The organism is Maritimibacter sp. DP1N21-5 (genome assembly GCF_019218295.1).
Classification (GTDB): domain Bacteria; phylum Pseudomonadota; class Alphaproteobacteria; order Rhodobacterales; family Rhodobacteraceae; genus Maritimibacter.
Genome location: NZ_JAHUZF010000006.1, coordinates 256,654 through 270,117 on the forward strand (window position 1 = coordinate 256,654; position 13,464 = coordinate 270,117).

General features: G+C 64.0%; 13 protein-coding genes. 5 read left to right on the plus strand and 8 right to left on the minus strand.

Annotation, left to right across the window (positions count from 1 at the left end; all coding sequences use genetic code 11):
* Positions 1-19: 19 nt before the first annotated feature.
* Complete coding sequence (locus KJP29_RS08850; RefSeq protein WP_218463214.1) at positions 20-1,552, minus strand: acyl-CoA carboxylase subunit beta; 1,533 nt, start codon at positions 1,550-1,552, stop codon at positions 20-22.
* A gap of 161 nt (positions 1,553-1,713) precedes the next feature.
* On the opposite strand from KJP29_RS08850, the gene KJP29_RS08855 reads away from it, so the two are divergent.
* From KJP29_RS08855 to KJP29_RS08870, 4 genes are all read left to right on the plus strand, one after another.
* Complete coding sequence (locus tag KJP29_RS08855; protein WP_370630856.1) at positions 1,714-2,991, plus strand: multidrug effflux MFS transporter; 1,278 nt, start codon at positions 1,714-1,716, stop codon at positions 2,989-2,991.
* A gap of 67 nt (positions 2,992-3,058) precedes the next feature.
* Positions 3,059-4,450, plus strand: a complete 1,392-nt coding sequence (locus KJP29_RS08860; protein ID WP_218463215.1) for a short-chain fatty acyl-CoA regulator family protein — start codon at positions 3,059-3,061, stop codon at positions 4,448-4,450.
* The gene (locus KJP29_RS08865) at positions 4,447-5,223 is read left to right on the plus strand and encodes an alpha/beta fold hydrolase (RefSeq protein ID WP_218463216.1); all 777 of its coding nucleotides are present in this window, start codon (positions 4,447-4,449) and stop codon (positions 5,221-5,223) included. The genes KJP29_RS08860 and KJP29_RS08865 overlap by 4 nt, the downstream gene beginning before the upstream one ends.
* 108 nt (positions 5,224-5,331) lie before the next feature.
* On the plus strand, positions 5,332-5,808 hold the full coding sequence (locus tag KJP29_RS08870) for a CoxG family protein (protein WP_218463217.1): 477 nt from the start codon (positions 5,332-5,334) through the stop codon (positions 5,806-5,808).
* Positions 5,809-5,883: 75 nt separating this feature from the next.
* Here the strand turns inward: KJP29_RS08870 and KJP29_RS08875 are convergent, their stop codons facing one another.
* The 7 genes from KJP29_RS08875 to betI form a co-directional block, all read right to left on the minus strand.
* The gene (locus KJP29_RS08875; RefSeq protein ID WP_218463218.1) at positions 5,884-6,129 is read right to left on the minus strand and encodes a YdcH family protein; all 246 of its coding nucleotides are present in this window, start codon (positions 6,127-6,129) and stop codon (positions 5,884-5,886) included.
* 88 nt (positions 6,130-6,217) lie between these two features.
* Entirely contained in the window at positions 6,218-6,778 is a 561-nt protein-coding gene (locus tag KJP29_RS08880) for a hemerythrin domain-containing protein (RefSeq protein WP_218463219.1), read from the minus strand.
* The gene (locus KJP29_RS08885; protein ID WP_218463220.1) at positions 6,775-7,194 is read right to left on the minus strand and encodes a hypothetical protein; all 420 of its coding nucleotides are present in this window, start codon (positions 7,192-7,194) and stop codon (positions 6,775-6,777) included. The genes KJP29_RS08880 and KJP29_RS08885 overlap by 4 nt, the downstream gene beginning before the upstream one ends.
* Positions 7,191-8,840 carry a choline dehydrogenase gene (gene betA / locus KJP29_RS08890; RefSeq protein ID WP_218463221.1) on the minus strand — a complete coding sequence of 550 codons (1,650 nt, stop codon included), beginning with the start codon at positions 8,838-8,840 and terminating at the stop codon, positions 7,191-7,193. The genes KJP29_RS08885 and betA overlap by 4 nt, the downstream gene beginning before the upstream one ends.
* Positions 8,841-8,859: 19 nt before the next feature.
* Positions 8,860-10,317: a betaine-aldehyde dehydrogenase gene (gene betB / locus KJP29_RS08895; RefSeq protein WP_218463222.1), complete on the minus strand. Its 1,458-nt coding sequence runs from the start codon at positions 10,315-10,317 to the stop codon at positions 8,860-8,862.
* Positions 10,318-10,360: 43 nt separating this feature from the next.
* On the minus strand, positions 10,361-11,869 hold the full coding sequence (gene betC / locus KJP29_RS08900; protein WP_218463223.1) for a choline-sulfatase: 1,509 nt from the start codon (positions 11,867-11,869) through the stop codon (positions 10,361-10,363).
* The gene (betI, locus tag KJP29_RS08905; protein WP_218463224.1) at positions 11,866-12,441 is read right to left on the minus strand and encodes a transcriptional regulator BetI; all 576 of its coding nucleotides are present in this window, start codon (positions 12,439-12,441) and stop codon (positions 11,866-11,868) included. Before betI ends, betC begins: the two co-directional genes overlap by 4 nt.
* Positions 12,442-12,542: 101 nt before the next feature.
* Here betI and choX point away from each other — a divergent pair, with 101 nt between their 5' ends.
* Entirely contained in the window at positions 12,543-13,457 is a 915-nt protein-coding gene (gene choX, locus KJP29_RS08910; protein ID WP_218463225.1) for a choline ABC transporter substrate-binding protein, read from the plus strand.
* Positions 13,458-13,464 lie beyond the last annotated feature (7 nt).

The window sequence follows — 13,464 nt, forward strand, 5'->3', positions numbered from 1 at the left end:
CCTCCCGGGCGATCCGCCGTCAAAGCGGAATGTTGTCGTGTTTCTTCCAGGGGTTCGAAAGCTTTTTGTTCCGAAGCGACGCAAATGCGCGGCTCACGCGCTTGCGCGTCGAATGGGGCATGATCACCTCGTCGATGAAGCCCTTTTCGGCTGCGACAAAGGGATTGGCGAAGCGTTCTTCGTAATCCTTGGTCCGCGCCGCGATCTTCTCGGGATCGCCCAGTTCCGAGCGATAGAGGATCTCGGTCGCGCCCTTGGCCCCCATGACCGCGATCTCGGCGGTGGGCCAGGCATAGTTGAAATCGCCGCGCAGGTGCTTGGAGGCCATGACGTCGTAAGCGCCGCCATAGGCCTTGCGCGTGATCACGGTCACCTTCGGCACCGTCGCCTCGCCATAGGCGAAGAGTAGCTTCGCGCCGTGCTTGATGACGCCGCCGTATTCCTGCGACGTGCCGGGCAGGAAGCCAGGAACATCGACGAAGGTCAGGATCGGGATCTCGAAGGCATCGCAGAACCGCACGAAGCGCGCGGCCTTGCGGCTCGAATCGATGTCGAGACAGCCGGCGAGCACCATGGGCTGGTTCGCCACCACGCCGACCGTCTGGCCCTCGAGCCGGATGAAGCCGGTGATGATGTTCTTCGCGAAATTCTCCTGGATCTCGTAGAAATCGCCCTCGTCCGCTGTCTTGGTGATTAGCTCCTTCATGTCGTAGGGGGTGTTCGCGTTGTCGGGGATCAGGGTGTCGAGCGAATTGTCGATCCGGCCGGGTTCGTCGAAGAAGGGGCGCACGGGCGCCTTTTCGCGGTTGTTGAGCGGCAGGAAATCGACCAGTCGGCGCACCTCCGTCATCGCCTCCACGTCGTTCTCAAAGGCGCCGTCCGCGACCGAAGACTTGCGCGTATGCGTCGAAGCGCCGCCCAGTTCTTCGGCCGTGACGTGTTCGTTGGTCACGGTCTTCACCACGTCGGGGCCTGTGACGAACATGTAGGAGCTGTCCTTCACCATGAAGATGAAGTCGGTCATGGCGGGCGAATAGACCGCACCACCCGCGCAGGGGCCCATGATGACCGAGATCTGCGGCACCACGCCCGAGGCCATGATGTTGCGCTGGAACACGTCCGCGTAACCGGCGAGCGAGGCGACGCCTTCCTGGATGCGCGCACCGCCCGAATCGTTCAGCCCGATGACAGGTGCGCCGTTCTGCATCGCCATATCCATGATCTTGCAGATCTTCTCGGCGTGGGTTTCCGACAGCGATCCGCCGAAAACCGTGAAATCCTGCGAGAAGACATAGACCAGACGTCCGTTGATCGTGCCCCAGCCGGTGACCACACCGTCGCCCGGATATTGCTGGTCCTGCATGCCGAAGTCGGTGCAGCGGTGCGCCTTGAAGGTGTCGAATTCCTCGAAGCTGCCTTCGTCGAGAAGAAGTTCTACGCGCTCGCGCGCCGTCAGCTTGCCCTTGGCGTGCTGGCTGTCGATGCGCTTCTGTCCGCCACCCAGCCGGGCGACCTCGCGGCGATCTTCAAGCTGTTGCAGGATGTCTTTCATCGGGCCACCTCCTCAGATTTCGGCGCAACCTACGCGCAACAGCCGCCTGTGCCAATTCGATTTCGGCGAATTTGCAAACTACTGAAAACTTACGATCTGCGAATTGAATAACTGCGAATACCTCGCTCGCGACGTCACAGAAACCAATGCAGCATATTCGCATGTCTGGACGTCGTGGCGTGTCGACAAACCGCGTGCTGCCGCCTAACACCCTTGCCATGACGCAAGCCTATTCCGCGCGGTTCCTGGACAAGACCACACCGCCCCATATTTCGACCTTGATCCTTGTGACGAGCCTCGCGGCTCTTTCGATGAACGTATTCCTCCCGTCACTGCCGGAAATGGCCGAGGACTTCAGCGTGGATTACCGTTTCATGCAGTTGTCTGTCGCGATCTACCTTGGGATGAATGCGGTTCTTCAGATCATACTGGGGCCGATTTCGGATCGTTACGGGCGTCGTCCTGTTCTTCTGGCGTCCTTCGCTGTCTATATCGTCGCCTCGCTGGGCTGCATCTTCGCGCCGACGATCGGGGTTTTTCTCGTCTTCCGCATGGCACAGGCCTTCGTCGTCACCGGCATGATTCTGTCGCGCGCCATCATCCGCGACGTTCTCCCGGCCGAACAGGCGGCATCCTTCATCGCCTATGTCACCATGGGCATGTCGCTCGTGCCGATGTTCTCACCCTCTCTCGGAGGGTTTCTGGGCGAGTTCTTCGGCTGGCGGTCGACTTTCTGGCTTCAGGTTGTCGCCGGTCTCCTGATCTTCTGGATGATGTGGCGCGATCTGGGCGAGACGCATCCGAGGGGTGAGCAGAGCCTCCGCGAGCAGCTTCGCGCCTATCCCGAGCTTCTGATGTCCCCGCGATTCTGGGGCTACTCTCTGGCCGCCATGTTCTCCACCGGCTGTTTCTTCGCTTATCTCGGGGGTGGCCCCTTCGTCGGGAGCGAGGTCTACCATCTTTCGGCGGCCGTGCTGGGTCTGTATTTCGGCGCGCCGGGCGTCGGGTATCTGGCCGGCAACTGGATCACCGGGCGCTACGCCGTGCGGGTCGGCATAAACCGGATGATGCTTTCGGGGAGCCTCGTCATCACGGTAGGCCTCGTCCTGTGTCTGGCGGTGCTCTTTACCGGTTCCGGGACCGCGCCCGTGTTCTTTGGCTTCATGCTTTTCGTGGGACTCGGCAACGGCATGGTTCTCCCCAACGCGAATTCGGGGATGCTGTCGGTTCGCCCGAAACTGGCCGGATCGGCGTCGGGACTGGGCGGAGCGATGATGATCGGTGGCGGCGCTGCAATCTCGGGGTTCGTCGGCTCGCTTCTGACCGAGGAGGCCGGACCCTATCCGCTCCTCTGGTTGATGTTCCTGTCGTCGCTCTTGTCCATTTTCGCGGTCCTTCTGGTCATTTGGCGCGAGCGGCGCGTGGGCGCGCTGGTCTAGGACCGCGAGCCCATTGCGGCGCGCTTTGCAAAGGCTGTAGAACATTTTTGCAAAAGAGAGGGCCGCCATGCCGACACAGAAGCTCTATGCGGGCGTCAAACTGCGCGAGACCCGCTCGCGCCTGGGCCTGACGCAAAAGGCCTTTGCCGAGAAGCTGGGCGTGTCGCTGCCCTATCTCAACCAGATGGAGAACAATAACCGCCCGGTCTCCACTGGTGTCGTTCTCGCGCTCGCGCAGGAATTCGGCTTCGACGTGGCGGAGCTTTCCACCGGCGATGCCGAGCGGCTCGTCACCGACATGCGCGAGGCGCTGGCCGATCCGGTCTTTGCCGATGCGACGCCGCCCGTTGCCGACCTGCGGCTCGTCGCCTCGAACGCGCCGGCGCTGGCGCGGGCCTTTCTGGAGCTGCATCGCGCCTATCGGCAGGGCCACGAACGGCTCGCCTCGCTGGACGAGGCTCTGGGCCGGGAAGGCGGTGCCGTGCAGGCGAGCCCCTGGGAAGAGGTGCGGGACTTTTTCCACTATTGCGACAACTACATCGACGCGGTGGACCGGGCCGCCGAGCATTTCGTGCGCGATGCGACGCCCGAAGCAGCGGCCGAGGCCTTCCTGTCGCGCCGTGGGATCACGCTCTCGCTGACCGACCAGCCCCGCCTGCGCGGATACGACCCCGAGGCGGGAGAGCTTACCCTCTCCGCCCTGTCGAGCCCCGCGACAAGACGCTTCCAACTCCTCCACCAGATCGCGCTCATTGCGCAGAACGACCTGCTGGAAGCCACGCTCGACCTCGCCCGGTTCCAGACGCCCGAGGCCCGTGCCATCGCCAAGATCGGACTGGCCAACTATTTCGCAGGTGCGGCGCTCTTGCCATATCAGCGGTTCCTCAAGGCCGCGCAGGACGCCCGGCACGATCTGGAACGGCTCTCCGATCTCTTCGGGGCTTCCATCGAACAGGTCGCCCATCGGCTGTCGACCTTGCAACGCCCGGGCGCCAAGGGCATCCCCTTCTTCTTTGTCCGCGTGGATCAGGCTGGCACGATCACCAAGCGCCACTCCGCCACAAGGCTTCAGTTCGCGCGCTTCGGAGGGGCCTGTCCGCTGTGGAACGTCCATCGCGCCTTCGAGACGCCCGGTCGATTCCTGCGGCAACTGGCGCAGACCCCCGACGGCGTGCGTTATATTTCTCTTGCGCGCGACGTGTCGAAATCCGGCGGCAGCTTCACGGCACCCACACGGCGATATGCCATTTCGCTGGGATGCGAGGTGAAGCACGCGGGCTCCCTCGTTTATGCCGACGATCTGGACGTCTCCAATGCCGCCGCCTTCGAGCCCATCGGGATTTCCTGCCGCATCTGTGAACGCGCCGATTGCCACCAACGTTCCGTGCCGCCGCTGGAGCGCAAGCTGCGGGTCGATCCGAATGCCCGCGACGTGATCCCTTACGAGATTGAGCGGTGAAACTGCTCCTGATCCTCGTACTCGTGGGCGGTGCCGCCTTCGTCGGCCTGCGCATCGTCGAACGCGCCGTGATCTATCCGTTCTCGCCGCTGCGGGAGGATCCCCCGGCCGGCCTCACCGAGGTCGAGGTGCCGACGCCCGACGGTAAACGGCTTGTAGTCTGGACTGCGCCACCCACGCCGGGCCGGGCCACGGTGCTCTATTTCCACGGAAACGCAGGTAACCTCGCCGGGCGCGCAGGGCGGTTCGAGGCGTTTCTCTCGCGCGGTCTTGGCGTCGTGGCCGCAGGTTATCGCGGCTCGTCGGGGTCCACTGGCTGGCCAAGCGAGCAGGCGCTTGTCGGGGATGCCCTCACGCTTCGCGCGGTCCTTCCCGATCTGGTCGGTGATGGCCCGGTCGTCTGTTATGGCGAAAGCCTCGGCGCAGCCGTCGCCACCCGTCTCGCCGCGCTGGACGGCTGCGACGCCCTCGTGCTCGAAGCGCCCTTCACTTCGATCTCGGACATGGGGCAGGCTCTCTATGGCATCCCCCGGCTTGATCTCCTGGCCCGCTCGCATTGGCGCAGCGTCGGTCACATTCGAACCGTGACCGTGCCGCTCACGGTTCTTCACGGGACCGAGGATCGTCTTATCCCCTTCGGGCAGGGCGAAGCGGTGTTCGAAGCCGCCGCGTCCCCGGACAAGACCTTCGTGCCGCTGGAGGGCGGTGGGCACACGAACCTTTGGCAACCGCCCGTCACCGGCCCGCTCTTTCTGTTTCTCGACCGGATCTAGGCGCCTTTCGGCTCGGGGCGGACCGTGGGCCTGCTCGGCCAAAGGTCGAATTGCTTTCCCCCGCACATCGTCCCATCTATGGTCCCCGGAACGATGGGAGGAGCCCCTATGGAAATGAATGGCAGCCGCGTGATCGCGGCGGATCGCGAAACGGTCTGGAAACACCTCAACAGTGCCGAAACGCTGCAAGCCTGCATTCCGGGCTGCGAGGAACTGGAGGGCTCGCCCGAGGATGGTTTCGCGGCCACCGTGAAACAGAAGGTCGGTCCGGTGAAGGCGACCTTCAAGGGCGAGGTAACGCTCGAAGACGTCAACGCGCCGGAAAGCTACAAGCTGGTCGGCGAGGGCAAGGGCGGGGTCGCCGGCTTTGCCAAGGGTGGCGCTGTCGTCAAGCTGACCGAGGTCGAAGGCGGCACGGAGCTTTCCTATGATGTCGAGGCCAAGGTCGGCGGAAAGCTCGCCCAGCTGGGCAATCGGATCGTGAACGGTTTTGCGAAGAAGATGGTCGATTCCTTCTTCGAACGCTTCGAGGCCGTGGTCGAGGGCCGTGATCCCAACGCCGTGAAGGAAGAGGCCGAGGGCTGACCGCGGGTCAGCATCGGCAAAGGTTCGAAGGGCGCGCCCCAACGAAGCGGCGCGCCCTTTGGTCCTGTATCGGGTTCAGGAATGAACCTCGGTCAGCATCTTGTAGATTTCATCCTTCAGCGCCGCGCGGGCCTTGCGCTGGGCCGTGGCATTGAAGTCGTCGGTCGGGGCCACGTCGGTTTCGGCGCGATGCACGGCACGATTGATCTCGTGATATTCGTCGTAAAGCCGGGCGAAATGCGCGTCCCGGGCCTTCAGCACCTTCATCTGTTCGATGAGGTCCGGGAATTCTTCGTGGAGTTCGTGGGGGGTATTGGACATGTCGCGTCTCCTTGTCTGTCGAGACGAGGATAGGAGGGGGGGCGGGCAGGTGACTTTGACTTCGGTCAAATAGCGGCCGAATGCGCGGTCAGAACCGTCCCTGTCCATGTTCCAGGATCAGCGGCACGATGACGTCCTCTTCATCGGTGAGATGTCGGTCGAGAAACCCGCGAAACGCCTCCTGAACCTCGAGAAGCCGCCCGGTTTCGTCGCGCACCTGCGCCCCGGACTGAAGCGGGCGCAGCACGTCGTTCGTCGCGTCTGCGAGCGCGTTCATGTGGTCATGGAGCGCATGGTGATCCTTGTCCAGAATGTCGAAGGCCCGCACGAGACGCGGGTCGAACTCGACCATCAGCGGGAAGTAATGATGATCCTCGATGCCGTGATGACCCTGAAGCCCCTGCAGAAAAAACCCTGTGTAGCGCGAGGTAGCGGACCCGAAGCGCATCGGGTCGGCCCCGTCCAGATAGCTCTGCGATCCGGTGATGAGCTCGTTCATCACGGCACGGAATTTCCCGTGCATCTCGAGCCAGAAGGCGGTCAGGCCGGGGAAGTTCGGATGCCCCTCCCACATGTCGCGGGGATAGCGGTCGGCGAGTACGCGCAGCTCGGACGGAAGGCCGTCGCGCCCCGAAAGGTCGTCGTTCATTTTTTCTGTCCGCGGGGCGTGCAGCGATAGCTGGCGAACCACGGCTCGCCGTCGTCGAAGCCCGAGGCACCCGTCTGCCAGTACTCGCCGCTTTCCTCGATCACCACCGTCGGAATCGGCTCGCCGTTCCAATAGGTCACGATCAGGTGGTAATTGCCGTAGACGCTGGACCAATACTCGGTCTCGCCGATCTCGGCCACGACGTCGATGAAGGCCGATGTCCGCGTTTTTGCTGCGAAATCATAGGTGATCGACCCGCTCTCTTCGTTCACGCGCGTTTCCTCGCTCTCCAGCCCGACCTTGAGATGGAGCGCGAGGTCACAATCCCAGACATCGGCCTTGTCCCACATCGCCTGCGACAGGGCGGGCGTTGCGATCAGGCTCGCGATCAAAGCGAAGGGCAGGGCAGGGGTCATGCCCCGACCCTAACGCTCCTTTGCTCGGTCTGCCAGTCCGGGGCGATCCAGGGCTGGCGATTGTCGCGCGGGAGCTTGCGGCCGAGGATATGGTCGGCCGCCTTCTCGCCCACCATGATCGAGGGCGCATTGGTGTTGCCGTTGGTCACGCGGGGGAAGATCGAACTGTCCGCGACCCGCAGACCCTCGACCCCGATCACCCGGCATTCCGGGTCAACGACCGCGCCGGGATCGTCCGCGCGTCCCATGCGCGCCGTCCCGCAGGGGTGATAGGCGCTTTCGGCATGTTCGCGGATGAAGGCGTCGAGCGTCGCGTCGCTGTCATCGCCACCCGGCTGGATCTCGAACTTCACGTGCTCGGCCATGGCGGGCTGGCGGAAGATCTCGCGGGTGAGGCGCAGGGCCGCCCGGAAATCCACCCAGTCCTGATCGTGCGACATGTAGTTGAACACGATCTTCGGCGCGTCCTTCGGGTCGGCCGAGCGCAGCGTCACGGCGCCCCGTGACTGCGAGCGCATGGGTCCTACGTGGGCCTGGAACCCGTGGCCCTCGGCGGCGGCGCGTCCGTCGTAGCGCACCGCGATGGGCAGGAAGTGGAACTGGATATCGGGGTATTCGACGCCCGCCCGCGACCGGATGAAGCCGCAGCTTTCGAACTGGTTCGACGCACCATGCCCGGTGCGGGTGAGAAGCCACTGCGCCCCCACCATCGCCTTGCCCAGAAGGTTCCAGTAGCGATAAAGCGTGATGGGTTTCTTGGCGGCGAACTGGAAATAGACCTCCAGGTGGTCCTGAAGGTTCTGCCCGACGCCCGCCCGATCCGCGATCACGTCGATCCCATGCTCGGCGAGATGCGCGGCAGGTCCGATGCCCGAGAGCATGAGGAGTTTTGGCGTGTTGATCGAGGAGGCCGACAGGATGACCTCCTTCGTCGCCGTGATCTGGCCTTTGTCGGTCTCGACCCCCACGGCGCGTCCGTTCTCGATCACCACGCGTTTCGCGAGCGCCCGCGTCACCGTCACGTCGCTGTCGCGCATCGCGGGCCGGAGATAGGCATTGGCCGCCGACCAGCGCGTGCCCTTCCAGACCGTCATGTCGAAGGCGCCGAAGCCTTCCTGCTGCTCGCCGTTGTAGTCCTTGGTGACCGGGTATCCTGCCTGCCGACCGGCCTCGACAAAGGCCTTCATGAGCGGGTTCCACTGGCGCGCACGGGTCACATGCAGCGGGCCGTAGTCGCCGCGCCAGGTGCTGTCCGTGTTGCCGTGCCAGTTCTCCATCCGCCGGAAATAGGGCAGCACGTCCGAGTAGCCCCAACCCTGCGCCCCGGTTTCCTCCCAGTGGTCGTAGTCGCGCGCATGTCCGCGCACATAGACCATGCCGTTCACGCTCGACGATCCTCCGATCACCTTGCCGCGCGGCACGACGAGGCGACGGTTGTCGAGGTGCGGCTCGGGCTCGGACAAGAAGCCCCAGTCATAACGCGACATGTTCATCGGATAGGAGAGCGCGCCCGGCATCTGGATGAAGGGGCCTGCATCCGATCCGCCATGTTCGATCACGATGACCGAATGCCCGGCCTCGCCCAGCCGATAAGCGAGCGCGCAGCCGGCGGATCCGGCGCCGACGATGACGTAGTCAGCTTGCATCATGTCTACCCTTGACCCTTCAGAACGGCGCTTCGCAGGCGTTCATGCGCACGAAGACCGACTTCACCTCGGAATAGTGGTTGATCGCTTCCTTGGAGTTCTCACGCCCGACACCCGAGGCTTTGACGCCCCCGAACGGCGCTTCGACCGGCGCATCGTTGTAGCTGTTGATGTAGCAGGTCCCGGCCTCGAACCCCGCGACGACCCGGTGCGCGCGGGCGAAATCCCGGGTGAAGACTCCGGCGGCGAGGCCGTATTCGGTCGCATTGGCCCGCGCCAGGACCTCGTCTTCCGTGTCGAAATCGAGGACGCACATCACGGGGCCGAAGATTTCCTCCCGCGCGATGGTCATGCCGTCGGTGACGTCGGCAAAGACGGTCGGTTCGATGAAGAACCCGTCGCGGTCCGGGCGGGCGCCGCCGGTCACAAGCCGCGCGGCCTCTTCCTTGCCCTTGGCGACATAACGCTGGACGATATCGAGTTGCGCTTGGCTCACCATGGGGCCGAAATTCGTGGTCTCATCCAGCGGGTCGCCCATGACGACATCTGCGATGCGCTCGGTCAGGCGGCCGAGGAAAGCCTCCTTGATGCCTTTCTGCACGAAGACCCGCGTGCCGTTAGAACAGATCTGCCCGGTGGAATAGAAGTTGCCGAGGATCGCGCCCGAAACCGCGCTGTCGAGGTCGGCGTCGTCGAAGATGACGAGGGGCGATTTGCCGCCCAGTTCCATGGTCACATGCTTCATCTCGCCCGCGGCGATCCCCGCGACCTTCTTGCCGGTGGGGACCGAGCCGGTGAGCGAGACCTTGGCCACGCGCGGATCGGTGATAAGCGCGGCGCCCACGGCCCCCGCCCCGTTCACCACGTTGAAGACGCCATCGGGCAGCCCCGCCTCGGTCAGGATCTCCGCGAGCTTCAGCGCGCCGAGGGTGGTGGTTTCAGAAGGCTTGAACACCATCGCGTTCCCGCAGGCGAGCGCCGGCGCGGCTTTCCATCCGGCGATCTGGGTCGGATAGTTCCACGCGCCGATGCCGACGCAGACGCCCAAGGGCTGGCGGATCGTATAGGCGAAGTTGCCGTCGCCCAGCGGGATATGCTCGCCGGTGAGCGAGGCCGCGAGCCCGCCGAAATATTCGAGCGCGTCGGCGGCCGAGACAGCGTCGGCGACCAGCGTTTCCTGAAGCGGCTTGCCGGTGTCCATCGTCTCGATCTCGGAGAGTTCGCGGTTACGCTCCCGGATGATGTCCGCGGCCCGGCGCAGGATCCTGCCCCGGTCCATGCCGCTCATTGCCGCCCAGGCAGGCTGGGCACTCTTCGCGGCAGAAATCGCCTGATCAACGATGGCCGGCGTGGCGGCGTAGACACGGGCGATTTCCGCGCCCGTAGCCGGGTAGATCACCGGGATCGGCTCGCCGCGCGTGTCTTCGACATAATTGCCGTTCACGTAGTGGCTGGCGGTGGGTTTCGGGTCGGTCATGTCGGATGCCTCCGGCGGGCGTATTTGGAGAAAGATGAAAGGGTCACTCGCCGCGCGGGAACCGCTGGCTGCCTTCCAGATCGTTGAGGTCCATGTGGTTGCGCATGTAGCGCTCCGAGGCCTTTTGCAGGGGTTGGTGGTCCCATGGGAAATAAGCGCCGTTGCGAAGCGCCTCGTAGACGACCCAGCGGCGGGCTTGGCTTGCGCGCACGTCGGCGTCGAAGCGGTCCAGGTTCCATTTCTGGTCGGCGAAGGCACGCATCTCGGCCAGTTTCGGGTGATCGGGCGCGGTTTGCGCAAGGTTCACAAGCTCGTTCGGATCGGTCGTGAGGTCGAAGAGTTGTTCGGGGTCTAGGTCACAGCGGGTGTATTTCCAGCCGTCCTCGACCACCGCGACGAGCGGCGCATTGGAGGCTTCGGCGGCGTATTCCATGAGCACCGGCTCGGCGCGCGGGGTGCCCTGCGCCAGCGACACAAGGCTCTGGCCGTCGGTCCAGGGCGCGATTTCCGAAAGGTCGATCCCGGCGAGGTCGCCCAGTGTCGGATTCACGTCCATGGTCGAGACGGGCGTGGTTTCCAGTCGCGGTTCCAGTCCCGGCGCCGCGATCATCAGCGGCACTCGCGCGGAGCCTTCGAAGAAGTTCATCTTGTACCACAGACCGCGCTCGCCCAGCATGTCGCCGTGGTCCGACAGGAACAGGATGACCGCGTTCTGCCGGGTGGTCGTGAGCGCCTCCATCACCTCGCCGATCTTGTCGTCGAGGTAGGAGATATTGGCGAAATAGGCGCGGCGCGCCCGGCGGATGTGGTCCTCGGTGATGTCGTAGCTGCGCCAGTCGTTCGCGTCGAAAATGCGCTGGGCGTGGGGGTCGTGATCCTCGTAGGGCATCGCGGGCACTTCGGGCAGGAGGTGTTCGCAGTCCTCGTAAAGGTCCCAGTATTTCTTGCGCGCCACGTAGGGATCGTGGGGGTGCGTGAAGCTCACCGTCAGGCACCATGGGCGGTCGTCCTTGCCGCGCGCCAGGTCGTAGACTTTCATCTTGGCGAAATGCGCGACCTCGTCGTCGTATTCCATCTGGTTGGTGATCTCGGCCACGCCTGCGCCGGTGACGGAGGCCATGTTGTGATACCACCAGTCGATCCGCTCGCCGGGCTTGCGGTAGTCGGGGGTCCAGCCGAAGTCCGCGGGATAAATGTCGGTGGTCAGCCTTTCTTCGAAGCCGTGAAGCTGGTCCGGCCCGACGAAATGCATCTTGCCCGACAGCGCGGTGTAGTAGCCCGCGCGGCGCAGGTGGTGGGCGTAGGTGGGGATGTCCGACCGGAACTCGGCCGCGTTGTCATAGACCCCGGTGCGCGAGGGCAGTTGGCCAGACATGAAGGATGCCCGCCCGGGCGCGCAGAGCGGCGAGCCGGTATAGGCATTGCGAAACCGCACCGAGCGCGCCGCGAGCGCCTTCAGGTTGGGGGCATGGAGCCAGTCGGCGGGGCCGTCGGGAAACAGGGTCCCGTTCAGTTGGTCCACCATGAAGATCAGGATATTCGGCTGGCTCATTGGTCCTCCAGTAGCCGGTTCAGGACGTGGATCACCCGCGCGGCGGCAAGCTCCCCGTCGGTGAGGTCGCCCAGGGCGTGGCGCAGGTAGACACCGTCGATCAGGGCGCCGATCACCTCGGCGACCTCACCCGCGCGCAGGCCCACGAGGGGGCGCAGGTCGTGCATGAGATTCGACCGAAGCCGCCGGTGATAGACGGCGAGGAGCCGCGCGGCGCCCTTGTCCGATTGAGCATGGACGTAGAAATTCAACCAGCTCGCCACGACTTCCGGCTCGAAGTTGCCGGTCTCGAACGACGCCCGGACGATCGCGGAGAGCCGGGCGCGCGGCCCGTCCGCCCGCGCCAGTTCGCGCACCACCCATTCGCCGTAGACGGTGAGGATATAGCGCATCGCGGCCAGGAAAATCTGGTCCTTCGAGCCGAAATAATGATGGGCGAGCGCCGAGGACATGCCCGCGCGTTTCGCGATCCGGCTCACGGTCACGTCGAGTGACCCGACGGCCCCGATTTCCGCAATCGTGGCTTTCACCAGCGCCTCGCGGCGGATAGGCTCCATTCCAACCTTGGGCATAATATCCTCTTGTCAGGTTGCCTTTTAGGTGCTCAAACTTTGATTGACTCGTCAATCAAGAAAACGAGCGACACAGATTGATCAAAACAGGGAAGCTCAGAATGAACCTTAGAACCACTCTTTCCACGCTCGCGATCCTCGCGGTGGCGGGCCCGGCCATGGCCGAATGCACCGAAGTCTCCATGTCCGACGTGGGCTGGACCGATATCACCACGACGACATCCGCCGCGAAACACGTGCTCGAAGCGCTGGGCTACGAAGTCGACGTCAAGGTGCTCTCCGTCCCCGTGACCTTCGCCTCGCTCGAATCGGACGACGTGGACATCTTCCTCGGCAACTGGATGCCCGCGCAGTCCGGCGCCATCGGCCCCTATCTCGATTCGGGCGAGATCGACGTGCTGAACACCAATCTCGAAGGCACCAAATACACGCTCGCCGTGCCGACCTATGCCTATGACGCGGGGCTTCAGTCTTATGAGGACATCGCCAACTTCCGCGAGGAACTCGACGGCAAGATCTATGGCATCGAGCCGGGCAATGAAGGCAACGCCTATCTCATCGGCCTGACCGAAGAAAACACCTTCGGTCTCGAAGGCTTCGAGGTCGTGGAAAGCTCCGAGCAGGGGATGCTGTCGGAAGTGGCCCGCGCCTATCGTGACGAAAAGCCGGTCGTGTTCCTGGGCTGGGAACCGCATCCGATGAACGCCAACTTCTCGCTCAAGTACCTGCCGGGCGGCGAAGATTTCTTCGGCGGCGAAGGCATCGTCCAGACCGTGTCGCGCGCCGGCTTCGCGGAGGAGTGCCCGAACCTTGGCAAGCTCTTCAGCCAGATGGATTTCACGCTCGAGATGGAGAACGGCATCATGGGCCAGATCCTCGATGACGGGATGGATGCCGATGACGCGACGATGGCCTGGCTTCAGGAAAACCCGGACGCCTGGAAGGCCTGGGTGGACGGCGTGACCACCGTGGATGGCGGCGACGCCGTGGCGGCGGTCGAAGCCGCGCTTCAGTAAGGATGAC